At 71.9% G+C, this 19,126-nt stretch carries 12 protein-coding genes and 1 pseudogene; 7 read left to right on the top strand and 6 right to left on the bottom strand.

From position 1 onward, the window contains the following. Window positions 1–67: 67 nt before the first annotated feature. Window positions 68–1,444 carry a glycine betaine/L-proline transporter ProP gene (gene proP / locus ACFC02_RS07000; protein ID WP_376353304.1) on the bottom strand — a complete coding sequence of 459 codons (1,377 nt, stop codon included), beginning with the start codon at window positions 1,442–1,444 and terminating at the stop codon, window positions 68–70. A 640-nt stretch (window positions 1,445–2,084) separates the two neighbouring features. On the opposite strand from proP, the gene ACFC02_RS06995 reads away from it, so the two are divergent. Together ACFC02_RS06995 and ACFC02_RS06990 are read left to right on the top strand one after the other, a co-directional pair. Continuing rightward, a complete protein-coding gene (locus tag ACFC02_RS06995; protein ID WP_376353301.1) occupies window positions 2,085–4,118 on the top strand; it encodes a bifunctional glycosyltransferase 87/phosphatase PAP2 family protein in 2,034 nt (677 codons plus the stop codon). Between the two features lies 1 nt (window position 4,119). Next, entirely contained in the window at window positions 4,120–5,727 is a 1,608-nt protein-coding gene (locus tag ACFC02_RS06990; protein ID WP_376353298.1) for a glycosyltransferase family 39 protein, read from the top strand. A 29-nt stretch (window positions 5,728–5,756) separates the two neighbouring features. Here the strand turns inward: ACFC02_RS06990 and ACFC02_RS06985 are convergent, their stop codons facing one another. After that, the gene (locus ACFC02_RS06985; RefSeq protein WP_376353317.1) at window positions 5,757–6,272 is read right to left on the bottom strand and encodes a TetR/AcrR family transcriptional regulator; all 516 of its coding nucleotides are present in this window, start codon (window positions 6,270–6,272) and stop codon (window positions 5,757–5,759) included. A gap of 228 nt (window positions 6,273–6,500) precedes the next feature. On the opposite strand from ACFC02_RS06985, the gene ACFC02_RS06980 reads away from it, so the two are divergent. Beyond that, entirely contained in the window at window positions 6,501–7,520 is a 1,020-nt protein-coding gene (locus ACFC02_RS06980; protein ID WP_376353295.1) for an aldo/keto reductase, read from the top strand. Between the two features lie 120 nt (window positions 7,521–7,640). Here the strand turns inward: ACFC02_RS06980 and ACFC02_RS06975 are convergent, their stop codons facing one another. Then, window positions 7,641–8,615 carry a helix-turn-helix domain-containing protein gene (locus ACFC02_RS06975; protein WP_376353292.1) on the bottom strand — a complete coding sequence of 325 codons (975 nt, stop codon included), beginning with the start codon at window positions 8,613–8,615 and terminating at the stop codon, window positions 7,641–7,643. A 153-nt stretch (window positions 8,616–8,768) separates the two neighbouring features. On the opposite strand from ACFC02_RS06975, the gene ACFC02_RS06970 reads away from it, so the two are divergent. After that, a complete protein-coding gene (locus tag ACFC02_RS06970) occupies window positions 8,769–12,893 on the top strand; it encodes a S8 family serine peptidase (RefSeq protein ID WP_376353289.1) in 4,125 nt (1,374 codons plus the stop codon). On the opposite strand, the gene ACFC02_RS06965 is transcribed toward ACFC02_RS06970, so the two are convergent. Further along, entirely contained in the window at window positions 12,887–13,330 is a 444-nt protein-coding gene (locus tag ACFC02_RS06965) for an ATP-binding protein (RefSeq protein WP_376353287.1), read from the bottom strand. The genes ACFC02_RS06970 and ACFC02_RS06965 overlap by 7 nt on opposite strands. 90 nt (window positions 13,331–13,420) lie before the next feature. Between ACFC02_RS06965 and ACFC02_RS06960 the strand changes: the two are divergent. The 3 genes and pseudogenes from ACFC02_RS06960 to ACFC02_RS06950 all read left to right on the top strand — a co-directional run bounded on the left by ACFC02_RS06960 (window position 13,421) and on the right by ACFC02_RS06950 (window position 15,055). Beyond that, window positions 13,421–14,248 (top strand): annotated as a pseudogene (locus tag ACFC02_RS06960) (helix-turn-helix domain-containing protein). Beyond that, on the top strand, window positions 14,229–14,489 hold the full coding sequence (locus ACFC02_RS06955; protein WP_376353284.1) for a DUF397 domain-containing protein: 261 nt from the start codon (window positions 14,229–14,231) through the stop codon (window positions 14,487–14,489). Before ACFC02_RS06960 ends, ACFC02_RS06955 begins: the two are co-directional and overlap by 20 nt. Next, window positions 14,486–15,055, top strand: coding sequence for an isochorismatase family protein (locus tag ACFC02_RS06950; protein WP_376353281.1), 570 nt, complete (start codon window positions 14,486–14,488; stop codon window positions 15,053–15,055). Before ACFC02_RS06955 ends, ACFC02_RS06950 begins: the two co-directional genes overlap by 4 nt. Before the next feature lie 85 nt (window positions 15,056–15,140). Here the strand turns inward: ACFC02_RS06950 and ACFC02_RS06945 are convergent, their stop codons facing one another. Together ACFC02_RS06945 and ACFC02_RS06940 are read right to left on the bottom strand one after the other, a co-directional pair. Next, window positions 15,141–18,398 carry a hypothetical protein gene (locus ACFC02_RS06945; RefSeq protein WP_376353278.1) on the bottom strand — a complete coding sequence of 1,086 codons (3,258 nt, stop codon included), beginning with the start codon at window positions 18,396–18,398 and terminating at the stop codon, window positions 15,141–15,143. Between the two features lie 383 nt (window positions 18,399–18,781). Continuing rightward, the gene (locus ACFC02_RS06940; protein ID WP_376353275.1) at window positions 18,782–18,949 is read right to left on the bottom strand and encodes a hypothetical protein; all 168 of its coding nucleotides are present in this window, start codon (window positions 18,947–18,949) and stop codon (window positions 18,782–18,784) included. Window positions 18,950–19,126 lie beyond the last annotated feature (177 nt).

The raw sequence follows: 19,126 nt of genomic DNA, 5'->3' as shown, positions 1-19,126 counted from the left end.
ACGCGGCACCGCCGCGTCCACCCCTTCCGTCAGAGCCTCCTCGTCAGAGTCCCGCCCCCTCAGGGCCTCAGGACTCCACCGCCGGCGGCGAGCCCGGCAGCGGGCGTCCGGCCGACTCCTTCATGAACCACACCGCCACGCCGCCGATCAGCGACGCCGCCATCATGTAGTAGGCGGGCATCATCATGTTGCCGGTCGCGCCGATCAGGGCCGTGACCACCAGCGGGGTCGTGCCGCCGAACAGCGACACGGAGATGTTGAAGCCGATCGACAGCGAGCCGTAGCGCACCCGGGTCGGGAACAGCGCCGGCAGGGCGGACGGCATCGCCGCGGTGAAGCAGACCAGGAGCAGGCCGAGCGCGGCCATGCCCAGGCCCACCGCCAGCAGGCTGCCCTGGCGGATCAGCACCAGCGCCGGGATCGACAGGAACAGGAAGCCCACGCAGCCCGCCGCGATCACCGGGCGCCGGCCGACCCGGTCGGTGAGCGCGCCGGCGAACGGCTGGACGATCATCATCAGCGCCATCACGGCCAGCACGACCAGCAGGCCGTGCGTCTCGTCGTACTTGAGCTGGCTGGTCAGGAAGCTCGGCATGTACGACAGCAGCATGTAGTCGGTCACGTTGAAGACCAGCACCAGGCCCATGCACAGCAGCAGCGTCTTCCACTGGCTCGCCACCATCTCGCGCAGCGGCACCTTGGGGCGGCTGGCCTCGGCCTTCTCGACCTCGGCGGCGAACGCCGGGGTCTCCTCCAGGCGCATCCGCAGGTACAGGCCGATGATGCCCATGGGGCCCGCGATCAGGAACGGGATCCGCCAGCCCCAGGACGTCAGGTCGTCCGAGGACAGGAACGCCGTCATCAGGGTCACCAGGCCGGCCCCGCCGATGTACCCGGCGAGCGTGCCGAACTCCAGCCAGCTGCCGAGGAAGCCGCGCCGCCGGTCGGGGGCGTACTCGGCGATGAAGGTGGAGGCGCCCGCGTACTCGCCGCCGGTGGAGAAGCCCTGCACCAGCCGGGCGGCCAGCAGCAGGATCGGGGCGCCGACGCCGATGGTCGCGTACGACGGGATCAGGCCGATGGCGAAGGTGCCCGCGGCCATCATGATCATGGTGACGGCCAGCACCTTCTGGCGGCCGATCCGGTCGCCGAGCGGGCCGAAGACCATGCCGCCGAGGGGGCGGACCAGGAAGGCCGCGGCGAAGGCGCCGAAGGTGGAGAGCAGCTGGGCCGTGGGATTGCCGGACGGGAAGAAGACCTTGCCCAGGGTCACCGCGATGTAGCTGTAGACACCGAAGTCGAACCACTCCATCGCGTTGCCCAGCGCGGCGGCCTTCACGGCGCGCCGGACGAGTGCCGGGTCGGTGACGGTGGCCTCACGACGGCCTGAGCGGTTCTTGGTGAGGGATACGGAACGGGGCGCGGTGACGGTGGCAGCCGACAAGGCTTCGCTCGCCTACCTTTCGACGGGGGCAGGGACACGACCCACGCGGCGGCGCTGTCGGCGGGTCGAACCGGCCCGCGCCGAGCGCGAACCGAAGCCGGCCCGCACGGGGTACGGACCGAAGCCGGCCCGCACGGGGTACGGACCGAAGCCGGCCCGCACGGTCGCGAGCCCGGTCGTACGTCCGCAAGCGCTGCGGCCGGAACCGGCCCGCACATTGCATGGCCGAAAAGCGACCAATGCGGCGGGCCTGAAATCGACCATACGACCGCTTGGTCCCCCTACGTATCGTGAACACTTCGATGCGCAGCGCATCTAAATGCCGGATACGCAGGTACGTATGCCCGCTGCCGGGCGTTCCGCACGGCACCGCGTTGTGATCCTTGTCGCGCTCCGCGGCCCCGATCCACGGCTCTGGACCGTCCATCCGTCGTCATCCGGCCAACGGTCGCGCCGGTGACAGGCGAAACCGGGACGCAGGCGTCTTTTCCCTCGGAGTCGCGCGCCTCATAGGGTGCGTACCGGGACAGAAAACCGGGACGGTAGAGCCTGGCCGGAAGAGCCGGCACGGAAGAGCCCGGACGGAAGAGAGTGTCCGCGCACGGCAGGCGGGACCAATGGGGCGGGAGGCCGACGAGGCGTGGCGGATGCGGAGCACAGCGGCGGACCGGTGGCGGCCTTCTCGGGCGCGGCGGCGGCCGCCGCGCCCGTCGGGGCACGTCTGCGCGCGGCCCGCCTGGGCCTCTGGCTGATCGCCGGGGTCCTGGCGATACGGCAGGTGGCCGCCGTCCTCACCACCCCGCGCGGGGAGCGGCTGACGGACCTGGAGACCTGGGTCGGCCCCGGCGGCGTCCTGGACGTCAAGGGGTCGCTGTACGACTCGACCCGGTTCACCGGCACTCCTTTCGGTGGTCTTGTCCTCAAGCCGCTGACGAACGCCGCCGAGGACGCCCTCGGCTGGGGCTGGATCTTCGGCACGCTCCTGCTGGTCGTCGCCATCGGCCTGATCGCCGCCCGCGCGCTGCCCGGCCCGGCCGGGCGCCGCGCCTCCCTGCCGACCGCCCCCGTGGCGATCAGCCTGCTCATGCTGTCGCTGCCGGTGCGCAACGCGTTCTGGCTCGGGCAGACCGGCGTCCTCCCGGTCCTGCTGGTGCTGCTCGGCCTCTTCGCCGTCCGCGGGCAGCGGACCTGCGGGCTCCTCGTCGGTCTCGCCGCAGCCCTCCAGCCCACGATGCTGCTGTTCGTCCCCCTGCTGTGGTGCACGGGACGCCGACGGGCCGCCGCCGCCACCGGCGGCACCTTCGCCGTGGGCACGGCGCTCGCCTGGGCGGCCATGCCGCACGACTCCGCCACGTACTGGATCCACCACACCGCCGGCGCGGGCCTGGGCGGCCGGGCCGACGGCCTGGCCAACCAGTCCCTGCACGGCGCGCTGCTGCGGTTCGGCCTGGCCGGGCCGCTGGAGATCGGCCTCTTCCTGGTCCTGGGCGCGGCCGTCGCCGTCCTCGCCCTGCGCCGGGCCGCGCGCTATGCCCGCGACGGACAGCTGCTGCTCGCGGTCGCCGTCACCGGCTGCGCCGCGATCGCCGTGTCGCCCACCGCCTGGCAGCACCAGCTGCTGTGGGTGCTGCTCGCGGTCGCCGGACGGGCCGGACGGCGCGCCTGCGACCGGTACGTGTGGCCGGTGGCCGTGGTCCTGGTGATGACGCTGCCGGCCAGAATGATGTTTCCTGGCATGGCGGTCCTGGACCCGGTGCGCGACAACGCGGTCCTGGTGGCCGCGCTGGCGGCGGCGACCTTCGTGCCCTTTCTGTCCCGCACCTCGGAGTACTTCCGGACCCCGGCCCCCACCCGGTACGCGGACCCGGTCCCGGCCCGCTTCCGTCACGTCCCGGTGGCGCCGTTCCTGCGGCGGGTCCTGACCCGCCCGAACCTGCTCCTGGAACTCCTCCTGATCCGCGTCACCTACGCCGCCTACTCCCAGGTGCGGCTGGTCGCCCGCGGGGGCCGGGCCACCGCCGAGCGTCACGGCCACCAGATCCACTCCGTCGAGCACGCCCTGCACATCGACGTCGAGCACTGGGCCAACCACGCGATGGTCCGCCTGCCCTGGCTGGACCACTTCCTCAGCTACTACTACGAGACGTTCCACTTCGTCGTGCCGCTGGCGGTCCTCGCCGTGCTCTACGTCCGGCGGCCGGCGGACTACCGGTGGGCACGCACGGCCCTCGGGTTCGCGACCCTGTTCGGCCTGCTCGGCTTCTGGCTCTACCCGCTGGCCCCGCCCCGGCTGATGCCGGGCTTCGGCTTCATCGACACGGTGCACGGCGTGCAGGACTTCGCCAAGCCGGACTACGGCGCGATGACCGCGCTCACCAACCAGTACGCCGCGATGCCGTCGCTGCACTTCGGCTGGTCCCTGTGGTGCGGCCTGGTGATCGCCGCCGTCGCGCCGAAGTGGTGGATGAAGGCCCTCGGCCTGCTGCACCCGCTGTTCACGGTCTCCGCGATCGTGGGCACCGCCAACCACTGGGTGCTCGACGCCGTGGGCGGTGCCACGGTGGTGTGCGCGGGCTTCGCCCTGAGCCACCTGCTGTCGGGGCCCCGGGCGGTGGCCGCGCCCCGCCCGGCGGCGGACCCCGAGAAGGCCGGACCCGTACCGGTCGTGCGCTGACATGGTGCGGAAGGGTGCCCGCCGGGCGGCGAGGGCGGCGGCCCCGGCGGTGGTGCCCGCCGTCCTCGCCGTGGCCCTGGGGCTGTGGGGGATCGGCCGGCACGGCAGCATGTGGCGTGACGAGTCGGTCACGTACCAGGTGGCCCACCGTTCGACGCGGGAGCTGTGGCACCTGCTGGGCCACATCGACGCCGTGCACGGCCTCTACTACGTCTTCATGCACGCCGTGTTCGCGCTGTGGGACGGCGGCCTCACGGCCCTGCGGCTGCCCTCGGTGCTGGCGACGGCGGTGGCGGCGGCGGGCGTCGGGATGATCGGCGCCCGGCTGGCGGGCCGCCGCACCGGCGTCCTGGCCGGCCTGGTGTTCGTCCTGCTCCCGGTGACCCAGCAGTACGCGCAGGAGGGCCGGTCCTACGCGCTGGTCACGGCGGCGGTCACCTGGGCGACGTACCTCTTCCTGCGCGCCCTGGACTCGACGTGCCGCCGCTGGTGGGCGGGGTACGCGGCGGCTCTGGCGCTCGCCTGCCGGCTGCACGAGTTCGCCGTCCTCGCGCTCGCCGCCCACGGCCTGACGCTGTGGCGGCTGCGGGTGCCGCGCCGGGTGTGGCGCCACTGGGCGGTCGCGTCGGCCGCCGTCATCGTCGTCCTGCTGCCGCTGGCCGCCGTGAGCGCCCGCCAAGCGGAGCGGCAGCTGGGCTGGCTGGGGCGCCCGAGCCCGGCCATGTGGCTCCAGTACGCGGCCGTCGCGGCGGCCTGCGCCCTGCTGGCCCGGCTGCTGCTGCGGCGAACGGCGCGGGACGGCACCGGTGGCGTGAGTGCCGTCGGCGGCACCGGTGGCATGAGTGCCACGGGTGGCACAGGTGGCACAGGTGGCATGAGGGGCGGGGGCGGTACAGGCAGCGCGACGAGTGACACGGCGAGCGGCGACGGTGACGCCGGACGGCGCCCGCTCCTCGTGTGGCTGGGGCTGTGGCTCGCCATCGCCCCGGCCGGGCTGCTGATGACGGTGTCCCTGGTCAAGCCCTGGTACGTCGACCGGTACGTGATCTACGGCATGACGGGCGCCGCCCTGCTGGCGGGCGCGGCCCTGGACCGTGCGCTCGCCGCACGCCTCCGGTCGGCCCCGGCGCCCCGCGCCCTGGTGGCCTGCCTGTCGGCCGCGGCGGCGGTGGCGGTCCTGCTGCCCTGGTCGCTGGCGGTCCGCTCCCCCGAGAGCCGCAAGGACGACGCGGTCGCCGTCTCCCGCGCGGTCGGGCGCCTGGCCCGCCCCGGGGACGCCGTCCTGTTCATGCCCGCCCGGCGCCGCGAGTGGCTGCTGTCCCGCCCCGAGCTCTACGGCCGCCTGGACGACCTGGCCCTCGCCGCCTCGCCCGCGGCCTCGGGCACGCTGGAGGGCACCGAACTGCCCGCCGGGGCGATCCGGCGGCGCCTTCTCGCGGTCGACCGTGTCATCGCCCTCGCCGACCCGGCCGGACAGCCCCTGGACCCGTTCCCGCGGGAGGCCGTCAAACGGGACGTTCTGCGCCGCCGCTTCGAGGCCTGCGCCCGCACCCGCGTCCACGGCGCCCAGGTGATCGTCTACGTCCGCGCCGGGCACTGCACACGGTGAGGAGGGGCCCCGCCGTAGCCCGGCTCCCCTCAGCTCGCTCGGCGTAGCCCCCTGACCAGGAGCTGGGCCAGGCGGCGCGCGTCGTAGCGGGGGTCGTTCTCCGCGCCGATGCAGAGGTTGCCGACGCCGCGCATCACCTCGTAGGCCGACAGGCCGGCCTGGATCTCGCCGGCGTCGGCCGCGGTCCGGAGCAGGTCGCCGCAGACGGGGACGAGGCGGTCGAGGAAGTAGGCGTGCAGCGTCTCGAACCCGGCGTCGTCGGACTGGAGCGCCGCGGCGAGGCCGTGCTTGGTGACCAGGAAGTCGACGAAGAGGTCGATCCACCGGCCCAGCGCGGCGTGCGGGCTCCCGCTGCTCTCCAGCAGGGCGGGACCGGCTTCGGCGCAGGCTTCGACCTGGTGCCGGTAGACGGCGACGACGAGGTCCGCGCGGGTCGGGAAGTGCCGGTAGATCGTGCCCATGCCGACGCCGGCCCTGGCCGCTATGTCGCGTACCGGGGCCTCCACGCCCGAGGCGACGAAGACCGCGGCGGCGGCGTCGAGCAGTGTCTCCTTGTTGCGCCGGGCGTCCGCCCGCTCGGCTCGCGTGCCCGTGCCCGTGCCCGCGTCTGTCGCTCACCGTGCCGTGTCCTTCCCTGCCGGGGTTGCCAAACCGGAACAATGTTCCGTATCTTTCCTGGCGGACTTACCGGAGCGCTGTTCCGTTTCCTGGTGATGGCAGAACGGCGCCCCCCGGCCACCCACGCCCCACCCCACCCGCGGAGGAACCAGCTCATGCAGTACCGCACCCTGGGCCGTACCGGAGTACAGGTCAGCACCCTCGCGCTCGGCGCGATGAACTTCGGCCGGATCGGCCGCACCACCCAGGACGACGCCACCGCCCTCGTGGACGCCGCGCTCGAAGCCGGCATCAACCTCATCGACACCGCCGACATGTACAGCGCCGGCGAAAGTGAGGAGATGGTCGGCAAGGCGATCGCCGGCCGCCGCGACGACGTCGTGCTCGCCACCAAGGCGGGCATGCCGATGGGCGAGGAGCGCAACCACCGCGGCGGCTCCCGCCGCTGGCTGGTCACCGCACTGGAGGACAGCCTGCGCCGCCTCGGCGTCGACCACGTGGACCTCTACCAGCTCCACCGCTGGGACCCGGCCACCAGCGACGAGGAGACCCTTTCGGCCCTGACCGACCTGCAACGCGCCGGGAAGATCCGCCACTTCGGCTCGTCCACGTTCCCCGCCCACCGCATCGTGCAGGCGCAGTGGGCCGCCCGTACCCACCACCTGAGCCGCTACGTCACCGAGCAGCCCAGCTACTCCCTGCTCCAGCGCGGCATCGAGACCCACGTCCTGCCCGTCACCGAGGAGTACGGACTCGGCGTGCTGGTGTGGAGCCCGCTGGCCTCCGGCTGGCTGTCGGGCGCCGTCCGGGCGGGCCGCGACATCACCACCCACCGCTCCGGCTTCCTGACGGACCGCTTCGACCTGACCGCCCCCGCCAACCGGGCCCGCCTCGACGCGGTCGAACGGCTCGCCCGGGTCGCCGACGAGGCCGGCCTGACCCTGATCCAGCTCGCCCTCGGCTTCGTGACCGCCCACCCCGCCGTGACCAGCGCCCTCATCGGCCCCCGCACCCTGGACCACCTGCGCGCGCAACTCGCCGCCGCGGACACGGTGCTGCCTGCCGACGTCCTGGACGCCGTCGACGAGATCGTCGCCCCCGGCACCGACCTCGCCCCGCACGAGAAGTTCGACACCCCGCCGTCCCTGCTCGACGCCTCGCTGCGCCGCCGCTGACCCGCTGACCCGCTGACCCGGAGACCCGCTGACCCGGAGACCCGCTGACCCGGAGGTCCGCTGACCCGGAGGTCCGGAGACCCGCAGACGCGCCCACGGGCCCGCCGCGCGCCCGCCGCTTCACAGCCACCCCCTGCGGGCGGCCAGCGCGGCGGCCTGGAAGCGGGTGGCCGCGCCCAGTCCGGCCATCAGCCGGTGGATGCGGCGCTGTGTGGTGCGCGGACTCCAGCCCTGCGTACGGGCGATGGCCGCGTCCGTGGCACCTGAGGTGAGCAGCACGAGCAGCGCCCGGGTCTCCGCGTCCGGCCCGCCCGGGCGCTCGGCGGCGCGCGGGCTGTCGGTCAGCGGCGCCGCCCGCTCCCACTCGGCCTCGAACAGGGCCTCCAGGGCGGAGAGCATCGGCGAACGGTGCACCAGGTACGCCGCCGAGTGGCCGCCGGGCGCGAGACTGAGCGGGATGATCCCCGTGTGGTCGTCGGCGATCAGCAGCTTGAGCGGCAACTCGGCGCGTACCCGGGCCTGTTCGCCACTCCGGACGCTCGGCAGGATGTCGTCGAGCAGCCGCCCGGGCCAGGCCACCGCCGCCCGGTCGTAGATCACCCGATGGGTCACGCCGGTGCGCTGCCGCTGCACCTGGTGCTCCAGGTTGCTGCCCGGCCGGTCGATGTAGGGCGGACGGTCGAAGGCGCGGACCTGCCGCCGGGAGCCGTCGTACAGGCGGCGGACCGCCGCGCTGACGTCGTCCCGGTCGCTCAGCAACTCCACCGCGATGTCCGGCGAGTCGATGCGCCGCGCCTCCCGGTGGGTCTCGGTGAGCCGCTGCACCAGGGAACGGGCCGCGTCCAGGCGGTGCTCGCGGTCCTGGATGAGCGCGGTGACGGCGACGTCCGGCGCGGCGGCGGTGAACAGCGGCGGCCGGCCCGCCGACCGTACCGCCAGCCCGTCCCTGACCAGCGCGGCCAGGAGCCGGCCCACCGCACTCACGGACAGGCCGCAGTTCGCGGCGAGTTGGGTGGCGGTGCTGCGGGGCCGTCCGACCAGGGTGGTGTACAGCAGTTCCGTTTCCGCGGTGAGTCCGACAACGTCAAGTTCCATGTCCGCTCCGGTCGTCCTTGGCCACCGGCCGCCACGTGGCGGAATCAGGCCATCGTTGTCATCTTGCGCCTCTTCCGCACCGGTTGACATCTTCCGAGGGGCCCCACGCCCCGCCGTACGCAGGGCGTTCCTCCCTCCACCGGAAGGTGCCCCATGCCCCGTGCCCACTCCCCGGGCCGCCACCGCCGCCGTACCGTCCGCGTCTCCAGCGCCCTGGTGCTGACCGTCGCCTCCGTCGGACTCGCGCTGCCCGCGCAGGCCGCGCCCCACCCGGCGGCAGCCCCCGCCGCGCGTCCGCCGCTCACCCTGACCGGCACGCAACGGACGCCCCCCGAACCACCCGAGCAACGCCAGGGCGTGGTGCCCGGCACCGTCCTGGTCACCTTCGACGAGGGCACGACCGTGACGGGTGCCGCCGTGCCCGGGACCCGGGTCGCGGCCCGCGCCGCGCGCACCAGCAGCGCCGCGCTGAACACCAGGTTCCGCAGTGTGGACGCCACTTCGCTGCAACCGCTCGCGCAGCACGCGGACTCCCCGCTCGCCCGTTCCTACCTGCTGCACACCGGCCGGCAGGACTCGGTGGCCGTGGCGCGGGCGCTCCAGGGCACACCGGGCGTCGCCCACGCGGAGCCCGACCGCTACGTGAACACCATGAACACGGGCGCCAAGGCACTGCCCGCGCAGACGCTGCGCGCGTTCCCGAAGACCGCACACCCGAGCGCCCCCGGCCGCACAGGCACCGCGAACGGCACCCCGGGAGCCCCCGCCCCCGGAGCCGGCACCTCCGGAGCCCCCACCTCCGGGGCCCCCGCCCCCGGCGTCCCCGCCAACGACACGCTCACCAACTCCGCGCAGGCCTTCCTCAACGCGGGCGGAGTCGACGCCGTCGGCGCCTTCGCGCTGCTCCAGGGACGGCACGGACAGCAGCCCGGCCAGGGCGAGATCGTCACCAACGTCTCCATCGGCGACCTCACCGACCAGGCGATGGCCGACGCGGGCGACGACTACGTCAAGGCCAACGGCCCGACGACGGTACTCAAGGACGGCCAGCGCTACCTCGACCTCCCGTCGATGCCGCTGATACCGGCGTACGTGGCCCGCGCCTCCGGCGGGCTCGACGGCGCCGCCGCCACCGAGGGCCAGGACGCCACGCTCGGCGAAGTCCTCCTGGACTTCAGCGTCATGTCCCCGCTCGCCCACGACCGCCAGCGTCCCGGTGCCACCGGCAGCGGCTACACCGACCTGCTGGGCATCGCCCCCGGGGCCGACTACCGCCTGGTCGTGCCCGAGCAGCCGACCATGGACCAGCTCGCGGGCACCCTGCTGGCCGCCGCCCACCAAAAGCCCCGGCCCGACGTCATCACGGCCAGCCTCGGCTACGGCACCGACACCGAGGGCTTCCCCGGCCGCTACCTGGAGGACGACCCGTACATCCGCTCGGTGGTCGCCTCCATCGTGCGCGAGGGCGTCGTCGTGTCCATCTCCTCCAACGACGGCACCCGCCTCTACACCCCGGCCGCGGTCGGCCCCGACGGCGGCAGCACGCCCACCGACCTGGCCCGCGACGACCGCCGGGCCACGGACATCGACGACGACGCGCGGTCCACGACGCCCACCCGGGTCCCCGACAGCGGGGCGATCGCCGCGGGCGGCACCACCCTCGACGACATCCTCGCCGGCGGCACCGACGGACCGGCGACGACCGCCGAGACCCGGATCAGCGGCGAGGGCACCTTCTCCTCCGGCTTCGGCAGCCGCGTCGACCTCTCGGCGCCCAGCGACAACATCCTCGCCTTCTCCCACCCGGGCGGTGGCGGCGCGCACGACGTCGCCGTGTCACTGAGCGGCGGCACCTCCGCCTCCGCGCCCGAGATCGCCGCCGCGGCGGCCGTGGTGCTCCAGGCCGGCCGCCTCGCCGGGCACCGGCTGACCCCGGCCGCGGTGCGCGAGGTCCTGGAGACCACCGGGCGCCCCGTCCCGACCCCGCCGCAGATCGACCGGACCCTGCACGTGGGCCCGCAGATCGACGTCACGGCGGCCGTGCAGAAGGTACTCGGCACCGGCGCGCACAACGCGCCCTCCGGAAAGGGCAGTTCACGGCCCAGCGCTCCCGCCGTCGTCCGGCTCGCCGTCCAGCACCGCGTCGCCCTCGGCAACCTCGGCGGCTCGTTCCTGGAGACCACCGGCCAGGACCGCATCGACCTGGGCGACCGGGCGTCCGGCGGCGACGGCGCGGGACTGGCCGGCCCGGTCACCATCGCCGGGGACGTCACCGGCGCCGGCCCGCACGCCACGTACACCCTCACCGTGGGCAAGCAGACCTTCCGCTCGCACACCCCGGCGATACGGCTGACCCCGGCCCAGCTCCTCGCCGCCGCGGGCCTGCCCCTCACCGCCACCACCGACCGCCAGGTCACCGTCACCTACCAGGTGCTGGAGAACGGCCGCACCCGCGCCACCGCCACCCGCACCCTCACCGTCGGCCCCAGCGACGGCACCTCCACCGAGGCCCTGGCCCCCAAGGCCCCGGCGACCGTCCCGGCGGGCAGGCCCGTCACCGTCTCCTACGACCTGACCGGCGTCGCGAACACCTCCTCGCCGCACCTGGTGGTCTCCACGGTCGGCCACTGGAACCCGGTCCTCGCCCCGGTCTTCAGCGCCGCCTGGAACCAGGAGCTGACCGGGAAGAAGGGCACCGTCACCATCCCCGCCGAGGCCTTCGCGGGCGGCGGCGGCCTCTACGGCATCGGCGTCGTCCAGTCGGGCTTCGGCCAGGACAACCCCCGGCTCTCCGTCTACGGCGAGTTCGCGCCGATCCGGGTCACCGGCGCCACCGCGTCCGACCGCCCGGCGGCCCCCACCCTCACCGGAGCGAACGGCACCACCGGCCACACGGCCGAGGTCAGCCGCGCCGCCTCCGCGTTCACGCTGCACTACGACGTGTCCGCCGTCCACGGGGCACACGCGGCCCAGGTCGAGTTCTCGGCCCCCGGCCCCACCCTCTACGGCGCCGTCAACACCTTCACCAACGCCAACGGCACGCAGCTCGACCACGACGGCGTCAACACCCCCTCCGTGCTGCACCGTACGCTGCCCGGCCGCTCGGGCACGGTCCGCCTGGACGCGGCGCGACTGGGCCTGACCAGCTCGGACGTGTACGGCGTCCGCGTCCTCGCCCTCGACCGGCGCGGGCAGGTCATCGGCCAGGCGTCACCGCAGTCCACGCTCGCCTTCGACGACGGCCTCGCCCCCGGCGACGCGGGCGTCCTCAGCTTCGCCGCGGCCGGCGAGCACTCCGTGGCCGCGCTGGCCACCGCCTCCGGCACCGAGGTCCGGCACTACTCCACGGCGAGCGGCCGGTACGGAGCCGTCATCACCGCCGACCACTCCGACGAGTCCTCCTACGAGGTCCTCGGCGCCACCGCCGACCGCACCCTGCTCGTGCACCGCACGGCGCCCGGCGCGGACGTACGGGTGGAGACCTGGAACACCGCCACGGACCGGCTCCTCGGCACGACCGTGCTGTCCGCGGTGCAGGACACCTACGTGATGGGCCGGGTGGACACGGTCCACGCACGCGGCGCCCTGCTCCTGCACCGCGCGGGCAAGGACGTCGTCCTGCCCGTCGACCTCGCCACCGGCACCGCCGCCGAACCGGTCCCGGCCGACCCGGACGGGACCACCCCCGGCTCCTACGGCCTGCTCACCGTCGACAACACCTCGGGACACGTCTTCCTGGCCCGTCCGGCAGGCCCCTACAACTGCCTCGGCATGGCCACGGTGGCCCGCGTCGACCTCGACACCCGCACGGCCACCAAGGCGGGCTCCACCTCCGCGTGCAGCCACGGCATCGCCTCCGACGGCGCCGGGTCGCTGTACAACCTGTCCGCCACGATGATCAGCGTCAACATCGTGCCGACGGCCACGCTCGGCGCCCTGGACGAGCAGACCGGCACCGCGGGCGACTCGATCGCCGTACGCCGGGGCAAGCCGCTCGCACTCGCCGTGGACGGCACCCACAAGGTCGCAGTCGTCTCCTTCCCGACCCCGGTCGGCAAGGCCTTCTTCGGCTCCCAGGCGATGGTGATCGCGGACAACAACGCCACCAGCCAGCTGGCCGTCGTCGACCTCACCACGGGCCAGGTGGTCCGCACCCTGACCGGCTTCCTCGCCTCCGGCCACGGCGGCACGCAGAACGCCGTCCAGCTCGACCCGGCGACCCGGACGGGCTGGACCTTCGGCCCGTACGACGCGCAGATCCAGCAGTTCAGCTACTGAGTCGGGCGGGGCGGGAGGGCGGCGGGAGCGCACTCGAACCACACGGTCTTGCCGCCCTCCCGCCCCGGCTCCACGCCCCACTTGTCCACCACCGCGTCGATCAGCAGCAGACCTCGCCCGCCCTCCGCATCCGGCGACAAGCCGGCCGGGGTTGCGGGCAGTTGGGGCGAGCCGTCCGCGACCTCCACCCGGATCCCGGCCGTCTGCCGCAGCAACAGCAGCGTGCAGCGGCGGTCCGGGACGTGCCGTACGACGTTGGCCACCAGCTCGGTCACGGCGAGTTCCACGGCGTCGGTCACCTCGGCGAGGTCCCATTCGGCCAGGTACGAGCGGACGATACGGCGGATGTGCCGCGCCGAGTGCTCACCGGCGGTGAAGGTCATGCGGTACTGGGCGGGGCGGGGGCCCGCCAGGACCGAGGGGAAGTAATCGCTCACGGGACGAGACTGACGTGCTGCCACTACGCTGTGCCACGGAACGGACACAACGGGTCCGCCCGTGGGCGTCCCGTGGAAAGGGGACCGAGCGTGACCAACATCAATGTCCTCGACCCGGGCGCCTCGCCGCTCGACTACTACGGCTACGAACTGCGGCGCCTACGGGAGGCGGCGGGCCTGACGCAACGGCAGGTGGGGGAGATCGTCAACTACACGGCGTCGCTGGTTGGGCAGGTGGAGACGGCCCGGAAGCTGCCGACACAGTAGTTCAGCGAACGGGTTGACGCCGCGCTGGGGACGGGCGGGACGTTGTCCCGGCTCGTCGCACTGGTGATGAGAAGTCAGCTTCCGGCTTGGTTCCAGCAGACAGCGGAACTGGAAGCCAGGGCAGTCGAGATCTGTACCTTCCAGACTCACATGATCCACGGTCTCCTTCAGACGGAGCCGTACGTGCGAGCGGTGCTCGGTGTGCTGGACGACACCAACCTCGACGACCGGAGCGCCGTGCGGCTGGCTCGGCAGCGTATCTTCGAGAAGGCGAAGCCACCGGTCTTCTGGTTGATCCTCAGCGAGGCTGCCCTCCATCAGGAAATCGGTGGCCGCGAGACCATGCGCGAGCAACTTGGCCGCCTGTGGGCACTTGAGAACAACCCACGGATCAACGTCCAAATCCTGCCGTTCTCGGCAGGCGCGCATGCCGGGTCACAAGGCTCGTTCACCGTCTTCCGGTTCAGCAGTGACCCGACCATCGTCTACACCGAGGGCTACGGCAGCGGCCATCCGACCGCGAACCCGGACACTGTCGAAGACTGCTCGCTCCGTTACGATCATCTCCGGGCCGCCGCTCTATCCCTCAGGGAATCGGCGGAGCTGATCCGGCGCGTGATGGAGGACCGCTATGGAGAGCAACTGGCGTAAGTCCAGCTACAGCAGCGACCAGGGCGGCAACTGCGTGGAGTGCGCGCCTCTCGGCGCCCTGGCCTGGCGCAAGTCCACGTACAGCGGCGATCAGGGCGGCGAGTGCGTCGAACTCGCCGAAACCCCCTGCGCCTCCGTCGCCGTACGCGACTCGAAGGTGGCCGCCGGGCCGGTGCTCAGCCTGAGCCCCGCTGCCTTCGCGGGGTTCGTCGCCTGGGCCTCGGAGGCGGTGCAGCGATGACGACGCTCCCGAACCGGCCCGGTACCGCGCTGCTCGTCGTCGACGTCCAGGTCGACGTCGTCGGCGGGACGCACGCCCGTGACGCGGTCGTGGCCAACATCGCCACCCTGGTAGAGCGCGCCCGGAAGGCCGACGTGCCGGTCGTGTGGGTGCAGCACTCCGACGAGGGGCTGGTCAAGGGCAGCGACGACTGGCAGATCGTCCCCGAGCTGAAGCCGGACGAGGGCGAACCCCTCATCCACAAGAACTACGGCGACTCCTTCGAAGACACCACGTTGGAAGCCGTGCTGTCGGACCTCGGCGTCGGCCGGCTCATCGTGGCGGGCGCCGAGACCGATGCCTGCATCCGCTCCACGCTGCACGGAGCGTTCGTGCGCGGGTACGACACGATCCTTGTCGGTGACGCGCACACAGCCTGGGACAAGACAGACCGGGGCGCTCCGCCGGTGGAGCAGGTGATCGCGCACACCAACCTGTACTGGAGCCGCCAGGCGGCACCGGGCCGCACGGGCGGGACAGTGGACACGGCGGACGTGGACTTCAGGGGTGCTGCGGGCCGGGAGTGACAGTCCTGCTCGGTCGCTCCCGGCCCGCATGCGCCGTCACCCAGCCTCCCCCGGCCACCATCGCCGCGATCGGAGGGCGTCCGTGTCAGAAGATGCCGGTGATGGTGGTGTCCCAACTGCTGGTGCCCACGAGTTTCGGTTTGCGCAGAGTGGTGGCTGTGCCGGGGTAGAAGAGCAGGCAGCCGGTGGGGCAGGTGGTGGTCTGCTCGGTGCCGTTGCTGTCGGTATAGCTGACGGTGTAGTTCGGGTCGGCGGGTGTGGTCGCCCAGACGTCGCCGTAGGTTTCTCCGGTGGTGGGCTGGTACTGGTGGTAGGTGATGTCGGCGCCTGCGTCGGGGTCGCTGTAGCTGCCGGTGGTCACGGTTCCCTGGACGTTGCCCGGTGAGGCGAGGTGCGGGCGGCGGTCCCAGCCGCTTGTTCCGTACAGGACTCGGGCGCCGAGGGAGTAGGTCCCGTCGGTGATGCGGCCGGGGTAGAGGAAGAGTTCGCCGGTGTCGGGGTTGCGGGCGATCAGGTCCTGGACGCCGTCACCGTTCTGGTCTCCGAGGGCGAGGTTGGTGTAGTCCTTCCAGCCGCGTGTGCCGATGAGGGTGCGGTTGTTGAGGTCGAACGGTTCGGTCTGGTCCTGTCCTCCGCCGCCGATGGTGTTGCCGGTGTACAGGTAGAGCTGGGCGTCGGTGCAGGCGTCTGTGGTGCACTCGACGGTGATGAGGTCGTTGCCTTTTTCGTGGCCTGGTGTGTTGTTCTGGTCGATGTCGCCGGGTGTGACGATCTGCCGGATGCGGCGCCAGTCGGGGGCGCTGTCGATATTGGGGTGGACGAGTTCGGTTCTGGTGTCGTAGGCGGGCCGGCCGAGTCCGTCACCGCCGTAGACGTAGAGCTTGTTGTTGCTCAGGCGGACGACGAAGTCCTCGTACCCGTCCGGTGCGGTGCCTGGGCCGGTGAAGCCGCGGAGATCGCCGCGGTGGGCGATGAGGGCGTTGCTCCAGCCGCCGGTTCCGACGATGTCGGCGGGGGACACTTTGCCGGTGCCGTCGCCCGCGTAGAGGCGCAGTTTTCCGGTGTTGTCGATGGCGATCATGTCGGTGTGGCCGTCGCCGGTGAGGTCACCAGGGAGGTCTGTGTGTGCCAGGCCGTCGGTGCCGGGCTTCTGGCCGGGGGCGTAGACGAAGTCGGAGGGGGTGGTGCTGAGGATGACGGCGTCGCTGGCCCGGTCGTAGGGGGAGTGGTTGCCGGCCTTGTCGTAGGCGAGGACGTGCAGGGTGCTGTTCGGGGTCCCGCTGGGAGTGATGGTGATGCGCGCACTGTGGTGGTCGGCGCCGACGTCGACCCAGTTGCCGTTGGAGCAGCGGGTGCTGGAAACGGAAATGTACTGGTCCGTGTTCCAGCAGAAGCCTGCAAGGTCGTCGGCGGTGTTGTTGAGCTGCAACTGGAGGGGCTTGCGTGCGGCGTAGGTGTCGGTGGTCTCGTCTGCCGGTGTGCCGTCGGTGTTGGTGATCTTGACGGCGTCGGACGGGCCGATGCGGTCGACGGTGAAACCGCAGGATGCGGTGTAGCTGCCGGTGGTGTTCTCGTCGTCCTTGGCGCGGACCTTCCAGGTGTAGGACCCGTTGGTGAGTTTGGAGGCTGGCACGGTGACCGAGGCGGTCTGGCCGGTGGAGACCTTGTCAGTGGCCGTGGCGACTGTCGTGCCCGCTGAATTGGCCACGGTGAACTCGCCAGTGACCTTCCCGCCGTCCCTGTCGGTGAGCTTTGCGGTGAGGGCGACACCGCTGTTGCCGATCACGCCGTTGCAGGGGACCGGCTTGTTGCCGTCTCCGCCGGGGCTCCATGTGCCTTCGTAGGCGTCGTGGTCGTCGACGGTGGGCTTGAAGTTGTAGGTGATCTCCAGGGCCGGGTTGTTGGTGAAGCGCTTGTAGCTGTCGTGATCGCCTTCGTGGCTGCTTTCGGCGCGGAGGCCGAAGGTGAGTGCGCTCCAGTCGTTGTCGGCCGCCTTCTGGACGTAGTCGGTCAGTGCTGTCGAGTGGTAGTCGTGACCGAGCGCGCCGGGGCAGTAGGTGGGGTTGCCGTGGGCGTAGGAGGCGGAGTCGAGTTTGTCCGCCCAGCTCGGCTGGCTGTTCCAGGTGGGGGTGGTGTCGATGCTGCCGGTGGACCACAGTTCGGTCGGCCCGGCGAGCGAGGCGTCACAGCCCCATGAGTGGGTTTCGACGACGGCGAAGGTGGCCTTGAGGATATCGGCGCCCGCCAGACCCTTGGTGTCCATCGCGAAGAACGAGCGCGTCCGGCCTGTGCCGTTGAAGCCGACCCGTGGCTCGTCACTGGGGTTGTCGGAGTTCCATCCCGAGCCGTTGGGGTAGTCGGCGCCCGGGGTGGCGGAGTACACCACAGCCCACTTCTTGCGCTTGCCGCCGGAGAAGGGAGGGTCCACCACGAGCGGGAACTGATCGGCGGTGGCGAGCAGGGCGGGATCCGGTGTCAGGGTCAGCGTGTTGCCGGAGACCTCGACGCCCACGGGGGCGGAACTCGGCAGTTCTCCGGCGCCCGACGCGGTGAGCGTCTTCTTCGAGGTGGCGGCGGAGGTGGCCGGCTGCTCCCACATTCTGGGACGCAGGGCGCTGAAGACGACGTTTCCGTCCGCGTCGGTGGCGGTCAGGCTGCCGGTTCCGTCGTCGGCGAGGGTGACACCGACGCTGCTGATGCCGAGTTTGATGCTCTGCACGGCGGGATCAGCAGCGGCTTGCGGGGTGTTGATGATCAGGTCTTCGGCGAACCCGTCGACCTCTGCGATGACCTTGAGGTCGACATCCGGCAGGACCGACTTGTACAGGGCGGTGTTGCCCTCCAGAACAGGTTGCGGCAGGGCTGTGGGCCAGGACAGGGACAGCCGCTTGTCGTCTTTGACCATGGAGGCGAGCGGGGTGGTGCCGCCTCCGGAGAAGGTGATCCCGAAGGTCGGTGAGGCGGGGCCGACCGTACCGTCGGGCCGCCGGACCATGGTGGCGTCGGCCCTTTTCCACACGCCTTCGTAGCGGGTCCACACCGGGGTGGAGTACTGGCGGCGCGTGGTGGTGCCGTCGGGGTTGGCGAACGTCTCGGCGTCTTCCTCGCGCCGGTCCAGAATCTCGACCGGCTGCCCGGTCTTCGCGGCGAGGCCGGCTGCCTTGTTCTCGGAGGCGGTCGCCGGCGCAGACGGAGAACCGTCTTCCGCGACCGCGGGAGCCGCGGCCGCGGCCGCGGCCGCGGAGGCCTGAACGCCGACGCCCGCCGTCGCCGAGAACGACAGGGCCAGGAGAGCCGTTGTCAGACGCCTCCTCCCGCAACCTATGAGCCGAGGATATTTCATCAGATTCCTTTCGGGAAGCACGCACCGGAGAGTACGCGAAACCCGCAGCCGATTTGAGGTGCATTCGTTCCGGAAACCACTCCCAGTGTTTGAGCATCGGCAAGCCGAACGAGTATTCACATCTCCTCCATATGTTTACCTTTTGTGAAGATGCGTCTCATTTGCCCTTCATTGCTCCTGGTCAGGGGGCATTAACATGTGTTGTTGACATGAAGATTGCTTTGGTCAACTGGCCTTCTGGTGGCTGTCTCAAAGTCGTTCCTGTTCCTCTTGTGCAGGGGGCACCTAATCGGTTTTCCTTTGACTGATCTTTGTAGCGAGCAGGTCTGAGGGTGGGGATTTTCCATGGCGTTCCGCCGCGGCTTTGGCATGCCGTTTTCGGCTCATCGGTTGTTGCGGACGCACCGCCTGGCGACCGCCTTGGCCGGTCTGCTCGCCGTGGTCCTGTGCGTGACGTTGCTCGAAGCCCCGAGCTGGGCTGCGCCCGCTGCCCCCTTCTCGCCGCGTGCCGTGCCGAAGCCCGTCTCGGTGCCGGGCAAGGACCTGGTCACCCACCGCACGGTGGTGCGTTCGCAGTCTGATCTGAACGTCTGGCGCCCACCGGGGAAAGCCGTCTGGCCTGCCGCGGGGGAAGCGGACGTGTCACTGCCCGCCGGCCTCGCGGGGGCGAAGGCGAAAAGCGGTGTCCGCCGTGTACAAGCAGGCTCGCTTCCGGTGCGTGTCGGCCG

The organism is Streptomyces sp. NPDC056160 (assembly GCF_042268205.1).
Lineage (GTDB): Bacteria > Actinomycetota > Actinomycetes > Streptomycetales > Streptomycetaceae > Streptomyces.
Note: the sequence above shows the minus strand (reverse complement) of the source record. Positions and strands in the feature narration are given on the sequence as shown.

Bases quoted from the DNA above. Each gene is read 5' to 3' on its own strand.
- ACFC02_RS06975 (WP_376353292.1), bottom strand. From the start codon at position 8,615: ATGGAACTTGACGTTGTCGGACTCACCGCGGAAACGGAACTGCTGTAC.
- ACFC02_RS06970 (WP_376353289.1), top strand. From the start codon at position 8,769: ATGCCCCGTGCCCACTCCCCGGGCCGCCACCGCCGCCGTACCGTCCGC.
- ACFC02_RS06950 (WP_376353281.1), top strand. From the start codon at position 14,486: ATGACGACGCTCCCGAACCGGCCCGGTACCGCGCTGCTCGTCGTCGAC.
- ACFC02_RS06945 (WP_376353278.1), bottom strand. From the start codon at position 18,398: ATGAAATATCCTCGGCTCATAGGTTGCGGGAGGAGGCGTCTGACAACG.
- ACFC02_RS06955 (WP_376353284.1), top strand. From the start codon at position 14,229: ATGGAGAGCAACTGGCGTAAGTCCAGCTACAGCAGCGACCAGGGCGGC.
- ACFC02_RS06990 (WP_376353298.1), top strand. From the start codon at position 4,120: ATGGTGCGGAAGGGTGCCCGCCGGGCGGCGAGGGCGGCGGCCCCGGCG.
- ACFC02_RS06980 (WP_376353295.1), top strand. From the start codon at position 6,501: ATGCAGTACCGCACCCTGGGCCGTACCGGAGTACAGGTCAGCACCCTC.